Consider the following 16,341-nt stretch of genomic DNA (forward strand, 5'->3'; position numbering starts at 1 on the left):
CCTATTCACCAATAACCAGTTTTGAGAGGAGAGAATGCAATGACAGAATCAAAAACTTCAGTTGGTCAATCCATCAAGGTGGGAGTAATCACGGACCAGACAGGTGCACTCTCGTTCATGGGCATCGCCAATGCAAACGTGGCCAAGATGGTGATTAATGACATCAATGCAAAGGGCGGCTTGTTGGGGCGACAGATAGATCTGTACCTTGAGGACAGTGCAACTACAGATAGTGTAGCGGAAGCCAAAGCTACTAAGCTCGTCCAGCAAGATCAAGTCGATGTGATCTTCGGTGGCATTTTTAGCTCCACGAGGCAGGCTATCAAGGCTCCTGCTGTAGTGAATGGCAAGAAGCTTTACATTTACCCAGAGCAATACGAGGGAAAGGAATGTGATCCGCTCATCTTCTGTACCGGCCCGGTGCCAGCGCAGCAGGTTGAACCTCTCATTCCCTGGCTGATGCAACAAACGGGGGCGAAGAAATTCTACTTGCCGTCAGCTGACTATATTTGGCCACACACGATGAACAAAAAGGTCCGTCAAGTTGTCACGGCTAACGGTGGCGCGATAGTCGGAGAGGAGTACTTTCCCCTTGATCACACTGACTATAGCAAGACTATTGACAAGATCACGTCCAGTGGTGCAGAGGTGGTATTTAATACGATCGTTCCTCCTGGGCTCACGCCATTCCTCGAGCAGCTTTACAACTCTGGCTTCACGAAGCGAGGTGGCTACATAGTCTGCACGTACTTCGACGAGAACTTCCTGAACTTAGTGCCAGCCGCACACGTGGAGGGTCTGTACAGTTGCCTCGACTACTACCAGAACGTCAGCGATCCATTCAGTAAGGAACTGATCAATCAGTACGACCAGCTCTATCCAGGCAATGCCAAGTTCACTGCTGGCAGTGCGTGTTCAGGCCTGTACCGAGGTCTGAGGCTCTGGGAGGCTGCTGTGAAAGAGGCCGGCTCGCTAAAGCAAGAAGATGTCATCAAGGCACTAGACCACGCAAAGATCGCTGAGGGGCCGGGTGGTCCCGCTGAAATGGTGCCCGGTCAGCATCACGTTCGAATGAACATGTACATTGCCCAGGCGAAGAACGGTAATTTCAAGATTATCAAGAGCCTGGGGGGCATTGATCCAAAGGAGTGCATGCAAGGTATAAAGTCCGCGTAGGGCGCAATAGCGAAGCGTATTGCGCCGCATGGCTTCGGTCTCGGTAAGTTGGCCCATCAGCACAGACGCTGTCTGCGCAATCAAGCGGAAAAACACCCTTCGTCACTATCCGATGAAACGTCGAATAAGGCCAATCCTCCACAACCAGGACGTCGATAATCGGGCATGGATGAAGTGTGATGCAGAGCCACCATTCGGCGCAATACGCTTCGCTATTGCGCCCTACGCGGGCTGCCGAAGGATTGGGTCGACAGGTGTTGGAGTGATCGGTCGAAAATGGCGATTCAATCGGGACAAAAACCGCATTGACGTGACAGCATGGCCATCAGCGCTTCATTTTGCAAGCCGTTAGAACTATGATTCAAGAAGCCGGTTACGCCTCAAAATCAATACCCGGGATCATAACTTGTTAGCTGGACAGCTAGTTATTCAAAATTTTGCCCGCCAATAATGTGGATAACTGAATGATTAATATCTTATATTATTGGTAGGGAGTTTTCTGCGGCGCTAAGTTTACATCGCAGTTATTCGCCGCGATGATTGCCGGTGTGTCCGTTTGGCCGCTTGCGTCTGCCATCATATCGCAGCGGTGCGCCTACAGCTTTCTCCTAGTTGGGCGAGAAGAAACTGAATTGGTTACGCCCCGCCTTTTTCGCCACATACATTGCCTGGTCAGCGTTTTTGATAAGATGGTCAGGCGTGCTGGCATCTTGGGGGGAGAGCGTGATGCCGATACTGGCAGAAATGTGAACGGTGTGACTGAAAATCGGAAAAGGACTTGCCAACTCCGTCAGAATTTTTCCCGCGATGAGCTCGACATCCTCGGTGCCTCTCAGGTCTTGCAGGATGACAGTGAATTCGTCCCCGCTCAGACGCGCGACGGTATCAGTGTCGCGGATACATGAAAGGAGGCGAGCTGTCACAAGCCGCAATAAAAGGTCTCCGGCATCGTGACCGAACTTATCATTGACTTCCTTGAAATGGTCGAGGTCGATAAACAGCAAGGAGATCGGTGCGCCGATGCGTCCGGCATGCTTTAAATCCTGCTCCAGACGATCGAGAAACAGGCGTCGATTGGGCAGGCCGGTTAATAGATCGTAGTTTGCTCTTTGCCAGTTTTTTTCCTCCGCGGCCTTGCGTTCGGTAATGTTGCGAGCAGTGCCTGCAACAGCTTCGACTACACCTTCCTTGTCAACAGCCGGCACAAAAATGTAATCATAGAATCCCCATTCTCCTGACGGCGCCGTATAGGGCATTTCTCCACGAAGTTCCTTTTTGGTACTGATGACTTGGTCAATCTGGCGCTGCAGTTCGGCTCCATTAGGCAAACCAATGTCGATGAAATTTTTACCAACCAATTTATCCGGTGGAAGTGCGAATAACTCAATCAACGCTTTGTTGACATATGCAAACCTGCCATCCAAAGTAAGAGTAAAGCTGATGTCGGGCAAAGACGATAAAATCGTATCGAACACCCGCATCTGCTGCTCTTTTTCGAAAGAGTAGCTGGTAACGGATTCGTTGATTGACTGATCGATCGCTTCGTTAAATCGAATGAGATCTCCAATGGCGGTATCCGGTACCGGTTTGTTGAGAAGCGACTTTTGCCACAGTCGTGTAACACTTGCGCGCAGTGCTCTATATTCAGCCACAGCCGCATCCAGGGTGAAACCTAACGCCAAGCGCTCCTTGCCATGGGTCGCGGCCGCCGTTTTTCTACATTCAGGCGAGTCATCATGACCTTTCGACTTTTCGATTTCTTCATGCTCTGTTTCTGGCTTAGCGAGATCGGCCGACATCGCTTCCAGCATTTTTTGGACGTGATCGCGCAACGTAACTTTATCCAAGCTTTGCTCGGGAGGAATCAAAGTTGCTGCGAAATCTTCCCACTCTTGAAGAACAGCTTCGAGGTTGTTAAGGATGAACTTTGACAGGCGCATAGTTATCTTTCTCGGGTGCTACACCATATTCAATGCAATGGCAAGTCTGATTGGATCGGCGTGTTGATAGTTAAGTTCAAGTTTCTTGCGACACACTTTCGACGACTTGGATTTTGATTGAATTCAGATCTACCTGCTTCTCGGGGCTTTGGGAATTTAAGTGCCCCTAGGCAGCAATCGTTGTCATGCCGCTAGCGGCATGAATGGCATTGTTATCGATCGGTAGATCGCACATCTAAGTATCTTCCCTTGCCGATATACGCTCTGGCGACTTGCTCGGCTGAAGCGCCACGCAAAGCGATGAGATGGCCTTACGCGTCCACGAGCTTTGGCGGCGTTGTGGTGCGCATCAGGAACTGCTCGAATTCCGCCAGCGGCATCGGTCGTCCGAATAAATAACCCTGATAGGCGACGCAACCCTGGTTGGCCAGGAAATCGCGCTGTGCCTCCGTTTCCACGCCCTCCGCGATCGCCGTCAGTCCCATGCTCTGCGCCAGCGTCAGGATGACCTTGGTGATGGCCGCGTCGCTCGGGTTGCTGAGTATGTCTTTGACAAAAGTGCGGTCTATTTTCAATTGGCAAATAGGCAGATGCTTCAAGTAGGATAGCGAGCAATAGCCGGTGCCGAAGTCGTCCAGCGAGAACCCAACTCCGCGGGCTTTCAGCGCGGCCATTTTTTCAATGGTCTGTTCCACGTTGTCCAGCAACAGGGTTTCCGTAAGCTCCAGCTTGAGCTTGCGCGGATCGGCGCCGATCCGTTCCAGCATGGCCAGCACCCGCTCGACGAAATCAGGCTGGCGGAACTGACGCGGACTGACGTTCACCGCCAGGTTCAGGTTGGCGGTTTCTTCCCGGGCGGCCCATGCCTTCAACTGGGTGCATGCCGTTTCCAGAACCCAGTGCCCCAATGGGATGATCAACCCGGATTCCTCGACGGCAGGAATGAATTCGATCGGGGCAACCATGCCGCGCTGCGGGTGTTGCCAGCGCAGCAGGGCTTCGGCCCCGGTCGGGCGGCCTTCGCCGTCTACTTGGGGTTGGTAGTAAAGCTGGAACTGGCTTTGCTGCAGGCCTAGACGCAAGTCGGCATTGAGCGCCGCGCGAGCGGTAACGATCGCCTGCATGCTGGGATCGAAGAAGCGCAGTGTGTTGCGCCCCGCCGCCTTGGCCTGGTACATCGCCAAGTCGGTTTGTTTCAACAGATTTTCAACGCTTTCATCACGGCCGATAAACAACGTGACGCCTATGCTGGAGCTGCAATTGTGCTGGCGATCGCCGAGCAGGTAGGGCTGGTTCAGGCTGGCGAGGATTTTTTCGCCGACATGTTTAACCTGTACGACGGGTTCCCGCCCATCCTCCCCCAGGTTCTCCAGCATGACGACGAATTCGTCGCCCCCCAGACGCGCTACCGTATCGCTCTCGCGCACACAGGAGACAAACCGTTGCGCAGCCTGCTGCAGCAGCAGGTCGCCCATATTGTGGCCGAGGGTATCGTTCAGGTCTTTGAAATTATCCAGGTCGATAAACAGCAACGCGCCCTGACGCTTGCTGCGTGCGCTGGCCGCCAGCGCACGCTCCAGTCGGTCCATCAGGCAGCGCCGGTTGGGGAGGCGGGTCAGGAAATCGTACAGCGCCAGATGTCTAATTTCTTCTTCGCCCGCTTTGCGCTGCGTGATGTCGGTCAGTGCGTTGACGTAATGCGTGACCTTGCCGCTGGCGTCGTTCACGGCCGTGACGGTAAGCGATTCCGGATACACCTCGCCGTTCTTGCGGCGGCTCCAGATTTCTCCCCGCCATGATCCGTCGTTACGGATTGATTGCCGGATATTGGCGTAGAAATCGGCATCGTGGCGGCCCGAGTCGAACAGGTTCAGTTCGCGGTCGACGACATCCTCGGCTGTATAGCCGGTAATGTCGGTAAAGGCCCGGTTGATTCGCAGGATGATGTTGTCCGCGTTGGTGATGACCAGGCCCTCTTTCGACTCGAAGGCAGTGGCAGCGACGCGCAAACCGGCGTCGGCCTTTTTCGTTTCGCGCAAGTACAGCACAATCGAGGTGGCCGACACGATGAGCATGCTGCCGACGAACGAAATCAACAGGAACAGCCAGAAACTCTGGGTGCGGAGGCGCGCCAATTCGGGCAGCGGCCGCGCCACGTGAACGGCTATGGCGTCTTCGGACAAGGTCTTCGAGCTCAACACGACAGGCAGCTCCTCATCCCCTATGCGCACGACCGAAGGAAAGTCCAGCTCGCCCAAAGACGTGATCTTCAATGGCTTGAATCGGCTCTCCCGGTACTGCAGCAAGCGCTGCTCCGGCGACAGCGACGCAATGCGCGTTTCGGGCAGCGTACGGAATTCGAGTTTCTTGTCGGGCGCGAGAACGATCACGCCGTTGGCGTCGGACAAGAACGCCTTGGCCGGGTCAGTCCATACCGACAGCCGCGAGATGTTGCGCTTGGTGACGGCAGCGCCGAGGAAGCGCCCGTTCTCGATGATAGGGTAAGAGTAGAACAGTCCGGCGATCTTGCTGGCCCGTCCGATCGCGTATTGATAGCCGCGCCGCCCCGCCCTCGCTTGCAGAAAATATTCCCGGTCAGCGTAGTTGGTGCCGACAAAACTCTCTGGCCGGCCGGCGGCATTGGCGGCGATGCAATCGCCGGCCGCATTCACGATCCACAGGGCATCTGCCTTGAGATTGGTCGCGGCGATGTCGAGTGATTCGTTCAGCGCGGCCAGCCGCTTGTCGCGCGTCCACACGCGCTTGCGCTCCTCGTAAGTGACGGTCGACGGGCCAGCATTTTTGTCAAATTCGCGCAGCACGCGGCGGATTGATTCGTCGCGTGAAAACACCAAGGGTATGCCTTTCAATATTTGCAGACTTTCCTCGATGTTGTGGGCGACTCTGTCAGCCTGCGCCTTGGCCTGTCGCGATTCTTGTTGGTACAAGTCGTTGACCATGCGCTTATGAATATAATCGATGCTGATCGCTGTGACTGCGACCCAGCCGACTATTGCCAGGCCGACTAGCTTGTACGATCGCTCTAATGAAAACAGCTTGTACTTGCTAACGTATGTCGCAACGATCGTGATCACGATGATCACGCTGGTTGCGGCCAGGATGATGGCCGCGAGGAAGGTAGGGCCGATCTGCGAATCGACGACAGTGCCGTCACCGTCACGAATAAAGTAGGCGGCGGCCATCGCCGTGTAATGCATGCCGGCGACGGCCAGGCCCAAGGCGGCGGCGCTGACGACCGGTAAGCGCGGATTCCATCTGGAGTGCCACGACAACAGGCGAAATTTCATCCACAAGGCGAGAGTCGCGAGGCAGACGGCGACGACGATCGAGAGCAGCAGCAACTTGAGATCATAGCGGATCAAGCCATCAAATCGCATTGCCGCCATGCCGGAATAGTGCATCGCGCCGATGCCGGCGCCAAGCAGCAGGCCGCCGGTTGCGAGCTGCATTGCGGAGATCTGGCGGTGGCTAATCATGCTTAATGCAAGCGTGCTTGCAAAGACACCGGGCAGCATCGAAAGAAGAGTGATTTTGTAGTCATAGCTGCTCGCACACGGCAGCGTGAAGGCCAGCATTCCGACGAAATGCATGGCCCAGATACCCAGACCCAAACAGAAGCCACCCACCAGCAGCCAGCTGCGCCTTGCCGCTTTGGCTGTGGCCGTCGTGACATGTTGTGAAACGAGGAGAGCCGCGTAGGATGCGAACATCGCGATGATGACGGACAGGCTGACTAACACCGCGTCGTAGCGTCCTACATACAACAGGCTACTGGCAGGAGCGGCGATAACTAGATGAAGGAAATCAAGCATCGTGCAGGGCTCCCTCTAACGGCAACTCTGGAACTAACTGGCAATTGAAGAGTGACTATCGGTCGTTCAAGTTACGAACGAACGCCATCATAAAAATTTTCGTCAAGCAAGAACGCCGGGAAGCTTCAACACCGACCAGGGCAGCCAGTTCGGTTCCGTCGCATTAACCGGTGTCCAGTAAATTCTGGGCCAGCGATTTCGCCGGTCCATGAAGCTGGGCGGATTTATCCTGCCAGCGTGTAAGATTGTTCTGCGAGCGACATCGGATTCCCTTCTGCAGCGATCATTCGACCGTCGCGAATCATGTACATGAGTTCGACGCCAGCCAGGACGTTTTTGTTGATTGAAGGGATTGAAAATCGAGCATCGGTTTCGTGACGCGCTTGATCGCACGATGCTCCTGTTCCACGTTGTTGTTGTTGTTGTTGTTGAGGTACTTTATTTGTCGAACCACGATCGGGATGTCCTTGCAACATTGATCTCATCGATCGCTGCTTGGTTGGCACCGCATTTATCCATGTTTTTTCAGGGGCACCGTTATCCCGCGTGGGCTTGTCAAAATAAAACCTGGCCGCCGCCTTGTCGCGCTTTGCTATCAAGGAATAATCAACCGTCTTACCCTCCTTGTCAACAGCACGATAGAGATATTTCTAGACGCCTTTCACCTTGATATAAGTCTCATTCCTCCGCCAACTTACGCTAACCAGGCGTTTATGTTTGCGGAGAACTTTTTTCAGTTAGCGGAAGAAACCGGCTCGCCCGGCGATTGATCGAAGCGTGGTCGACAAACACGCCGCGTTCTTCGCGCAATAGTTGCAATTTGGTTCGAGAAAGAATTGACGAGAAGTACATGGCCTTACTGATTACCGACGACTGTATCAATTGCGACGTATGCGAGTCCGAGTGCCAGAACGACGCGATCTACATGGGCCCGGAAATCTACGAAATTGACCCGCACAGATGCACCGAATGCGTCGGCCATTTCAACGAACCGCAGTGCCAGCAAGTGTGCCCGGTCGCATGCATCCCGTTCAATCCGGCCTGGCGCGAAACCAAGGAAGCGTTGCAGGCCAAGTATGAACGGCTGCAGACGCTGAAAACTCAGAATTGAAAACAGGCTCCGAGGAGCCTGTTTTGTTATGTGTTTGGCCGCGTGTCACACCTTGTATGCGCTGCCTATGGATTCCTCAGGCGAAGCGCAGCTTTCTGTCGAGCCTAATGGAATGGTCGCCCCTTCCTGAAGCGGCATCGAAGTGCCAAAGTGGAGGTGCAATGCAACCACTTGAGCGAAAGGGGCGACCATTCCATTAGGCTCTGTCAGTAGCGGACATTTGCCTTATTGCAGGTAAACGCGTGCATAATTGTCTGCACACAATGATAAGCGGCCTCCCATATGAGATCAGAGAAAGAGATTTTTGACGACCTAGAGAAGCTTTGCTCGTCCCCCGGATATGTGCACGCGATCGCTTACTTTTGCTTTCGCGACCACTTGATTCGATACTCAGGCGACATGAAGGCTGAGGATATGCAACATCTCTTCTCCATGACCCGCTTGATCCGAACAGAGATTTCCACGCTCATTGGGTTGCTGCTAAAAAATGATATCAATTACTGTGTGCCTGCTGCGGACGTTATGGAGCAGTATTTAGAAAAAACTGAAGCGCTGCTCGAAGAGATTCACCAATCGATGTTGGGGCCATGGCGGGCAGCGCTGGATCCCAAGAAGGTTACGGACAAAGGCTCAAAGCCTTTCACCAACGGAGCAGCGTTAAGAGAACCGATTTTTTATGGCGGCGAGTCGGCATACAGCTTTCAGTATCGCGACTTATCACCAAGAAAGTACGGGAAAGATGATGAGTGGCTCAAGACCAACAAGGGCTTTTCTATACAAACCGCCAGAGACATCGTTTACTCGGTTGGAAAGCTTCAAGAAGCGAAATCTATTGCAACCCTGAAAGCGTTAAGGAAGAATCCCCCTGAGCAATGGACCGTCCTCCCTGGCTTTGAATTCACTGTTCAAGAAATTGCGGAACAGACGAACATTGATAGCGCCGTGGTTAAAAAAGTATTGGAAGCGTTCTCGGTGCCAGCAGGAGAAAAAAACATTCAATTTTCCGTACTACACGATTTCAACATTGCGAATGCCTTTCCTCTTATATGTATTAGAGAAGATGCGTATATTCTTTTTCAGATTTACAGCCTTGTTGAATCTCTATACGAGTCGCCTTTTTATTGGGTGGGTGATGACAAAGCGTATGTCAGCACCGCTATGAGACACAGAGGACTATTTACTGAAGAGTTTGCTGCTGAGCGACTCGCGCTTGTGTTCGGGAGAGGCAACGTCTACTCGAATATTGATATCTTCAAGTCAAAAAGCACTAGGGTCGGAGAGATCGACGTTTTGGTTCTGTTTGGAGATCGCGCCATAGTACTCCAAGCAAAATCCAAGCGACTAACGCTTGAGGCAAGAAAGGGGAATGACGGTCAAATTAGGGACGACTTCAAGAAGAGCATCCAAGACTCCTGTGACCAAGGATACGCATGCGCAAAGCTACTGGGCGACGCTAATTACACGCTCAAAGATGCACATTCAAGAGAAATAGCCATACCTATGGCGCTGAAACAGGTGTACGTACTTTGCGCTATCTCCGATCACTATCCAGCACTAAGCTTCCAAGCACGGCAGTTCCTAAAATTTGATGCAACGGATACGACGCCCCCCCCCGTTCGTCTTGGACTTGTTTATGCTCGACGCGATGACGGAGATGCTGGATTCACCACTCAGGATGCTTAGCTATGTGGATCGCAGGACAAAATATTCCGACATACTGATGGCGTCGCACGAATTAACGATTTTGTCATATCACCTCAAGCAGAATCTGTGGCTAGATGAAGAATATGACATGGTCGTGATGTCCGACGAAATATCGGCGGACTTGGATCTGGCGATGCTCGTTCGGCGCGACAATATACCGGGGAAGAGAACCCCCGACGGCATATTGACCCGCTTTGCGGCAACGACCTTGGGCCGCATCGTTAAGCAGATCGAGACAAAGCCCGAGCCGGGGACGATTGATCTTGGATTCACGCTGCTAACCCTTGGCGAGAAGACCTTCGTTGAAGTAAGCAAAGGCATTGACGAGCTGGCGAAGCTGGCAAAAAAAGATGGGAAGAGCCACGATTTGACTATAGGTCTTAAATCAGCTGGCACCGGGCTCACCGTTCATTGCAACGATGACCCAATCCGTATCGCGGGACCGCGACTACAAGCGCACTGTAAGAGGCGAAAATACACTGAGCGAGCCGCAACCTGGTTCGGAATATGTGTCCTTCCAAGTGATACCTCATTGAGATTCGGTCTCAACCTCAATTTCAAGTGGGAGCGTAGTGATGAGATGGACACCTTAACTCAGAATCTGGCCAAACCAGGCAAGCTCCATGACTTATTGAAGAGGACTGTCGCGAAGGAGAGGAAGATCGGCCGAAACGAGATCTGTAAATGTGGCAGCGGGAAAAAATATAAAAAGTGCTGTCTCAATCAATAGCTTGCGTTGTCAGTTCTTGCTATGTCCCAACGTCTGTTGTGAGTCGATTGTGTTGAAAAACTCGAAATTCCAGGAATCTCATTTTTCCTGAAAATCGCTATTCGTCCGAATTATGAGCTGCAACCATGCGTGAGAAGCTCATAGATGAACTACATCGAATCCTTGGCGTTTCCGTGTCTGCTCTGGCACCCCGATAAATTAAATGCGCCTAAAGCTTTAGAATTTTTCTCGAACACCAAAAATCGAGTTTTTCAACACTATCGACCCATTGCAGTCATTCGATTGTCCTTCCTTCGGTATGATCAGATTACTGACAATATTGCTGCTGCAAAGTCGTGCGGTGCTTCCTGTGGCAGGTTATGACCCACTACAGGGATTACTCGACGTTGATATGGACCGGTAAAGAATCGATCGTGGTGCTCTGAGCCGCCGACCAAACTGACCCCATCACCACCACCATCCAGCACCACGGTTGGCACGGTAATCGGCGGTTGCGCGACCAGCAATAGCTCAGTATTCTCCACTGCCGGATCACCTGGTATCAGCGCGAAACGATGGCGGTACGAATGGATGACGACTGCAACGAAATCGCGGTTGTCGAAGGAGGCCGCACTCTGTTTATAGGTCGCATCATCAAAGTGCCAATTGGGAGACCAGAGCGTCCAAAGCAACTTGCAAAATTCGTACCGATTTTGTTCGAGACCAGCCCGGCCACGCTCGCCGTGGAAATAATATTGGTACCAGTAGCGAAATTCATTCTCCGGCGCCTGCGGCCTTATTGAACCGGGAATATCCTGAATGTTATAACCGCCTCCGGACACTAACCCGCGAGCGCGCTCCGGCCATAAGGCAGCGACAATGCACGCTGCGCGGCCGCCCCAGTCGTAGCCCGCGAGCACCGCACTCGGAATCGCAAGCACGTCCATGAACGCAAGCAGATCGTGGGCAAGCACAGCCTGCTGGCCGGAGCGCGGCGTATCAGGCGACAGAAAGCGCGTTGGTCCATAGCCGCGTAAATAGGGAGTGATGAGGCGACAGCCTGCCGAGACCAGCAGAGGAGTCACTTCGTCATAAGCGTGTATGTCGTACGGAAAACCGTGCAGAAGCAGCACGGGCGTGCCGTTGGAGCTGCCACTCTCCTCATATGCGACGCTGAGAACACCTGCTTCCACCTGCTTCAACATGACGGTCATTTCAATTGGCTCCAGTAGAAACACAGCCGTCCGGCTTGCCGGATTTTAGGGCCTGACGCGACCGTGCAAGGGGTCGCCAATAAAAAAGCATCGATCGTTGATGCCCGATCACCGACCGCTCCGCAAAGTCTGTTTTTTTATTTTAGTTCAAATAAAATTGGTGTAAGGATTAGATATCCGTTTGGCTACAAGCCTAGGCTAGTCTTATGCCGCTATCGATCACGGTGCTTTGCATGTCGGCTCTTGTAACCAATCGGGAATGACTGTTCCTGGCCGAACTGCGTCATTCGCGACAGGCCGAATTCGACCCAAAGCAGACGTTCACTGCCAGCAGAAAAGGACGATCAATGAGCGTCAACCGCGTCGGGCCGCTTCGATCGCAGCGATGTCGATCTTTCCCATCTGCATCATCGCCTCGAAAGCGCGCTTGGCCGCCGCGCGATCAGGATCGGCGATCGCTGCAGTGAGGGCGCGTGGCGTGATCTGCCACGACAGGCCCCACTTGTCCTTGCACCAGCCGCATGCGCTTTCCTGGCCGCCGTTTCTGACAATCGCATTCCACAAGCGGTCGGTTTCGGCCTGGTCGTCGGTCGCAACCTGGAAGGAGAAAGCCTCGTTGTGCTTGAACGCCGGGCCAACGTTCAGGCCGATACAAGGGATGCCAATCACGGTGAACTCGACCATCAAGACGTCGCCCTGCTTGCCAGCGGGATAGTCGCCGGGCGCGCGATGGATCGTTCCCACCGCGCTGTCCGGAAACGTCTCGGCGTAGAACTGCGCGGCTTCTACTGCGGTGCCGTTGAACCAAAGACAAATCGTGTTCTTGCTGACCATTTTAGTTCTCCGATGGATGACAAATACATAGCTTAAACCATGAAGACTGCCCGATTTCTTGGGCAATTGGCGTTCCTTAGGGTGGCGCACCCGCGCGATCGTCCGCCACGGCAACTGTCGTGAGTGACCGCTCGTGGCCGGCAGTTGCCCATCGTACTCGGCAATTGATCGGCACCTACCGCTGCGTTGATGTCCTTCGCCGCCGGCCGCAAAATGTCAAAGCCTCGAAAAAAAAACCCACGTTTAACGATAAGTTGACCGGAGCGATGCGACAGCGTCAAACGAAGCGTCAGGCATCACCCCGGAATCTCGGGTTCGACAAGGTTCGCAAGTTGTGCAAGCGACTCTTGCCAGCCGAGATAGCACATTTCGAGCGGAATGGCTTCAGGCAGCCCTTCCTGCTCTACGTTGAGTTCAGTTCCGCACGACACTTGCTTCAAGGTCACCGTCGTCTGCATTTCTCCAGGCAAGTTCGGATCATCGAATCTGTCCGTATAGCGAATTGTTTCGAATGGCACGAGCTCACGATACTCTCCCCCAAAGGACTGGCTGTGGCCTGTCGTAAAGTTCGTGAACGACATCTTGTAGGTGCCGCCAACTTTGGCATCCATGTGGTGAACCTTGCAGGTGAAACCGTATGGGGGAAGCCACTTGGCCATTGCGTCGGGATCCAAGAATGCTCGATAGACGCGCTCAGGATTCGCACGGAGCACGCGGTGAAGTCGGATAATGCCTTTGGGCATGATCAATTCTCCTTTCGATTCGTCATTTGGTAGAGTTGGGTTTACCATCACGGAAGCGCTGATGGCTACTGCATTGAATGCAGGCCAATCATGTTGCCTTCAGTATCGATGACCAACGAGATGTAGCCGTACTGGCCGATGGAGAATTTTTCCTTTTCCACCTTGCCACCGGAACTCGCCGCCTTCGCTGCTTCTACCGCGCAATCTGTGCAACTGAAGTAGATCAAGACACTGTTTGCGCCTGAAGAAAAGCCAGGCATCCGAACCAGGGCGCCTGGTGCACCATAGCGCTCTGCTTGCATCGGAAAAGCCCAAATTTCAATTTCTGGGCTGTCGAGCTTTGCAAGTTGAACGCTAAATACACCCTCATAAAACGCCTTCGCGCGACCCATGTCTTGAACGTAGATTTCGAACCAGCCAACGGGGTTGTTGTTCATAGGAATCCTTTCAGAATGCGATGTGATTGAGATGCAGTTATGCATCAAATAAAACCCGCGAACTACTGCTGTCGAACGCTATATCGATGGCGGCAGTATTTGCCATATGCTGCCACGGAAAAGTTACCAACACAATCAGATGGATCAGGGGTGTCACCGACCGCTCTTGGCCGACACCAGCCATTCGGCCCATTTTGTTTTTGATCGGATTGGATAATCGCTTGACAGCAAAACAACCGGCTTCAATGCGAATGGATGGAGGGTCTGAGATGCATTACGAAACAAAAAAGCCCAGTAGATACTGGGCTTCAAGGGTATATCTTGATGTTTTTGAAACATCAATAACTCGACTGATACAAACGGTTCGACTTACGCGTTAAACAAGAAATTCAACACATCGCCATCCTTGACGATGTACTCCTTGCCCTCGGCGCGCATCTTGCCGGCTTCCTTGGCGCCCGCTTCGCCCTTGTTCGTGATGAAGTCGTTGTAGGCGATAGTCTGGGCGCGGATGAAGCCACGTTCGAAATCGGTGTGGATCACGCCGGCCGCTTGCGGTGCGGAGTCGCCGGCGTGGATGGTCCAGGCGCGCACTTCCTTGACGCCGGCGGTGAAGTAAGTCTGCAGGCCGAGCAGCTTGTAGGCCGTCCCGCATTCGAATCCGGTACCGCTCAAATAGCGAACTTTTTTGCGCATCAGGCAGGATGACTATGTTCAGAACGTGAATGTATCGCATGTTAAGTTTCACCCACATGTCCGAGCCGGGAAAGCAAAAAATCCCTTAGAGTTCTAGTTTTGAAAGACTCCCGCCGGTGGGGTGGGGTCACGATATATACCATGTCCCCCAGATGGGAAATGACTTCAAAATCCGGTAGGACCTGCGACAATCGTCCGGATTTCAATGCCTCTTTCACTGTCCAGTATGGGAGCTGCGTAATGCCCAATCCAGCGCATGCGGCATCGAACAGCAATTCCGAATCTTCAGACAGCAATGGGCCGCGCGGGAAAAATGTCTCTGTTTTTCCATCCACACGAAACACCCACGTCGTGGGCAAATCGCGGATCGCATGAATCAGGCAGGCGCACTGCTTCAAATCAGCGAGCGAGGTCGGGGTTCCAGCGCGCGCCAGATAATCCGGGTTCGCGCACAAAACATGGTGATGGGACGTCAACGGGTAGACCAGCAAGTCGGGATCATGTTGTTTGCCGACCCGGATCGCCAGGTCAAACCCTTCTTGAGCGAGATTGACGTAACTGTCCGACAGGCTCAGGTCAACCTCGACCGCCGGATATTGTGTCAGGAAGTCGACCAGCACAGGCGCCAGAAATCTGCGGCCAAACGTCATCGGCGCGGCAAGCCGTATCTTGCCCTGTACGGTCACATTCAATTCGCGCACTTCGCTGAATGCATCCTCCAGCTCGCCGAGCGCGCCCTTGGCACGCTCGAGCAGGATGCCCCCCGCCTCGGTCGGTCTGATTCCATGCGTGGTACGGACCAGTAATTGGGTCCCGAGACTCGCCTCCAGCGCATCAACTTGACGTGTAACGGACGACACCGCAATGTCCGCCGCGCGCGCTGCGGCAGAGAAGCTGCCATGCTTCATGACCTCAAAATACACTTTCAACGCAACAATAGGTTCCATCATTTTGCTCCCAAAGCAAAACCGTTTTTCATTTTAGCGAGTTTCCGACCTTCATCCGCCCGGTTACACTGCGCCAGCTTCAACGACCCTGGTGCACCGTCTCGGTGTACCGCGGTGACCACTGTTCAATTAATTATGTTGCCTTGGGAAATTAAGATGTTGTCGATGAAAGAAACACGTGCCGCCGACGCTGGGTTGCCCGCCACGCAGCGCCCCACAATCGGCCTTTGTACGGACCGTATTGAACACTGGTGGCACGCCTCTCACAACGTACCGCAAACCTACGTTGACGCGGTGATCGCAGGAGCCGGTGGCCTGCCAGTCCTGCTGCCGTCCGGCAATACGGCACTGGATCAGATGGCATTCTTGGCCGTCGTTGACGGCTTGCTGTTTACCGGAAGTCCGTCCAACGTCGACCCCGCTTGCTACGACGGCTTACCCTCCGCGCCAGGAACACTACACGACCCGCTGCGTGACGCCACGACATTGCCGCTGATCCGCGTCGCAGTGGCCATGGGGGTGCCAGTCCTCGCGATTTGCCGGGGATGCCAGGAGATGAATGTCGCTTTCGGCGGCAGCTTGCACCAAGCAGTGCATACCTTGCCTGGTGCGCTGAACCACCCCGCAGGAACTGACCGCCCGCGTGTGGACTGGTACGCGCCAAGCCATGACGTGTCGTTGGAAGAAGACGGCTGGCTGCGCGCCTGGATGGGTTGCTCCACAGTGCGGGTCAACTCGCTGCATCACCAGGGGGTCGATCGATTGGGCCAGGGGCTTCATGTCGAAGCGGTCGCGCCGGACGGGCTGATTGAAGCGTTTCGTGTCGCAGCGGCGCCAGGGTTTACGCTGGCCGTGCAGTGGCACCCTGAGGCCGCCTATGCCACCGATGCCCTGTCGGCAAGGATTTTCGAGGAATTCGGGCGTGCCTGCGCGCGTTACCGCGCGGCGCGCCACTCTGACAAATGATGGAGCAAACCTGCAATTGCTCCGTGTAAGG

13 protein-coding genes and 1 pseudogene are annotated in these 16,341 nt (G+C 53.8%); 5 read left to right on the forward strand and 9 right to left on the reverse strand.

Annotated elements, in window-relative coordinates; translation table 11 throughout:
- Window positions 1-39 precede the first annotated feature (39 nt).
- Window positions 40-1,176, forward strand: a complete 1,137-nt coding sequence (locus ACFOFO_RS11165; protein ID WP_390322171.1) for a substrate-binding protein — start codon at window positions 40-42, stop codon at window positions 1,174-1,176.
- 608 nt (window positions 1,177-1,784) lie between these two features.
- On the opposite strand, the gene ACFOFO_RS11170 is transcribed toward ACFOFO_RS11165, so the two are convergent.
- The 3 genes from ACFOFO_RS11170 to ACFOFO_RS11180 all read right to left on the reverse strand — a co-directional run bounded on the left by ACFOFO_RS11170 (window position 1,785) and on the right by ACFOFO_RS11180 (window position 7,548).
- On the reverse strand, window positions 1,785-3,116 hold the full coding sequence (locus ACFOFO_RS11170) for a diguanylate cyclase domain-containing protein (RefSeq protein ID WP_390331547.1): 1,332 nt from the start codon (window positions 3,114-3,116) through the stop codon (window positions 1,785-1,787).
- Window positions 3,117-3,427: 311 nt separating this feature from the next.
- Entirely contained in the window at window positions 3,428-6,949 is a 3,522-nt protein-coding gene (locus ACFOFO_RS11175) for a bifunctional diguanylate cyclase/phosphodiesterase (RefSeq protein WP_390322174.1), read from the reverse strand.
- A gap of 224 nt (window positions 6,950-7,173) precedes the next feature.
- Entirely contained in the window at window positions 7,174-7,548 is a 375-nt protein-coding gene (locus ACFOFO_RS11180; RefSeq protein ID WP_390322175.1) for a hypothetical protein, read from the reverse strand.
- A 251-nt stretch (window positions 7,549-7,799) separates the two neighbouring features.
- Here ACFOFO_RS11180 and ACFOFO_RS11185 point away from each other — a divergent pair, with 251 nt between their 5' ends.
- The 3 genes from ACFOFO_RS11185 (at window position 7,800) to ACFOFO_RS11195 (ending at window position 10,494) form a co-directional block, all read left to right on the forward strand.
- Window positions 7,800-8,060 (forward strand): YfhL family 4Fe-4S dicluster ferredoxin, encoded by a 261-nt coding sequence (locus ACFOFO_RS11185; protein WP_390322176.1) that lies wholly within the window; start codon window positions 7,800-7,802, stop codon window positions 8,058-8,060.
- Between the two features lie 414 nt (window positions 8,061-8,474).
- The gene (locus tag ACFOFO_RS11190) at window positions 8,475-9,743 is read left to right on the forward strand and encodes a nuclease-related domain-containing protein (protein ID WP_390331548.1); all 1,269 of its coding nucleotides are present in this window, start codon (window positions 8,475-8,477) and stop codon (window positions 9,741-9,743) included.
- Window positions 9,694-10,494 carry an SEC-C metal-binding domain-containing protein gene (locus tag ACFOFO_RS11195; protein WP_390322178.1) on the forward strand — a complete coding sequence of 267 codons (801 nt, stop codon included), beginning with the start codon at window positions 9,694-9,696 and terminating at the stop codon, window positions 10,492-10,494. The genes ACFOFO_RS11190 and ACFOFO_RS11195 overlap by 50 nt, the downstream gene beginning before the upstream one ends.
- A gap of 302 nt (window positions 10,495-10,796) precedes the next feature.
- Here ACFOFO_RS11195 and ACFOFO_RS11200 read toward each other — a convergent pair whose 3' ends face one another.
- The 6 genes and pseudogenes from ACFOFO_RS11200 to ACFOFO_RS11225 all read right to left on the reverse strand — a co-directional run bounded on the left by ACFOFO_RS11200 (window position 10,797) and on the right by ACFOFO_RS11225 (window position 15,347).
- Entirely contained in the window at window positions 10,797-11,678 is an 882-nt protein-coding gene (locus ACFOFO_RS11200) for an alpha/beta fold hydrolase (protein WP_390327854.1), read from the reverse strand.
- Window positions 11,679-12,041: 363 nt separating this feature from the next.
- Window positions 12,042-12,521 carry a VOC family protein gene (locus ACFOFO_RS11205; RefSeq protein ID WP_390322179.1) on the reverse strand — a complete coding sequence of 160 codons (480 nt, stop codon included), beginning with the start codon at window positions 12,519-12,521 and terminating at the stop codon, window positions 12,042-12,044.
- A 296-nt stretch (window positions 12,522-12,817) separates the two neighbouring features.
- Window positions 12,818-13,264, reverse strand: a complete 447-nt coding sequence (locus tag ACFOFO_RS11210; protein ID WP_390322180.1) for an SRPBCC family protein — start codon at window positions 13,262-13,264, stop codon at window positions 12,818-12,820.
- Between the two features lie 65 nt (window positions 13,265-13,329).
- Complete coding sequence (locus tag ACFOFO_RS11215) at window positions 13,330-13,701, reverse strand: VOC family protein (protein ID WP_390322181.1); 372 nt, start codon at window positions 13,699-13,701, stop codon at window positions 13,330-13,332.
- Between the two features lie 369 nt (window positions 13,702-14,070).
- Window positions 14,071-14,343: pseudogene (locus tag ACFOFO_RS11220) on the reverse strand (DUF933 domain-containing protein); the annotation flags it as partial.
- Window positions 14,344-14,438: 95 nt separating this feature from the next.
- Window positions 14,439-15,347, reverse strand: coding sequence for a LysR family transcriptional regulator (locus ACFOFO_RS11225; protein ID WP_390331549.1), 909 nt, complete (start codon window positions 15,345-15,347; stop codon window positions 14,439-14,441).
- Between the two features lie 162 nt (window positions 15,348-15,509).
- Here ACFOFO_RS11225 and ACFOFO_RS11230 point away from each other — a divergent pair, with 162 nt between their 5' ends.
- Entirely contained in the window at window positions 15,510-16,310 is an 801-nt protein-coding gene (locus tag ACFOFO_RS11230; protein WP_390322183.1) for a gamma-glutamyl-gamma-aminobutyrate hydrolase family protein, read from the forward strand.
- The last annotated feature ends 31 nt before the right edge of the window (window positions 16,311-16,341 follow it).

Origin of the sequence: Pseudundibacterium arcticum, assembly GCF_042646465.1 — a bacterium.
GTDB lineage: Bacteria > Pseudomonadota > Gammaproteobacteria > Burkholderiales > Burkholderiaceae_D > Undibacterium_A > Undibacterium_A arcticum.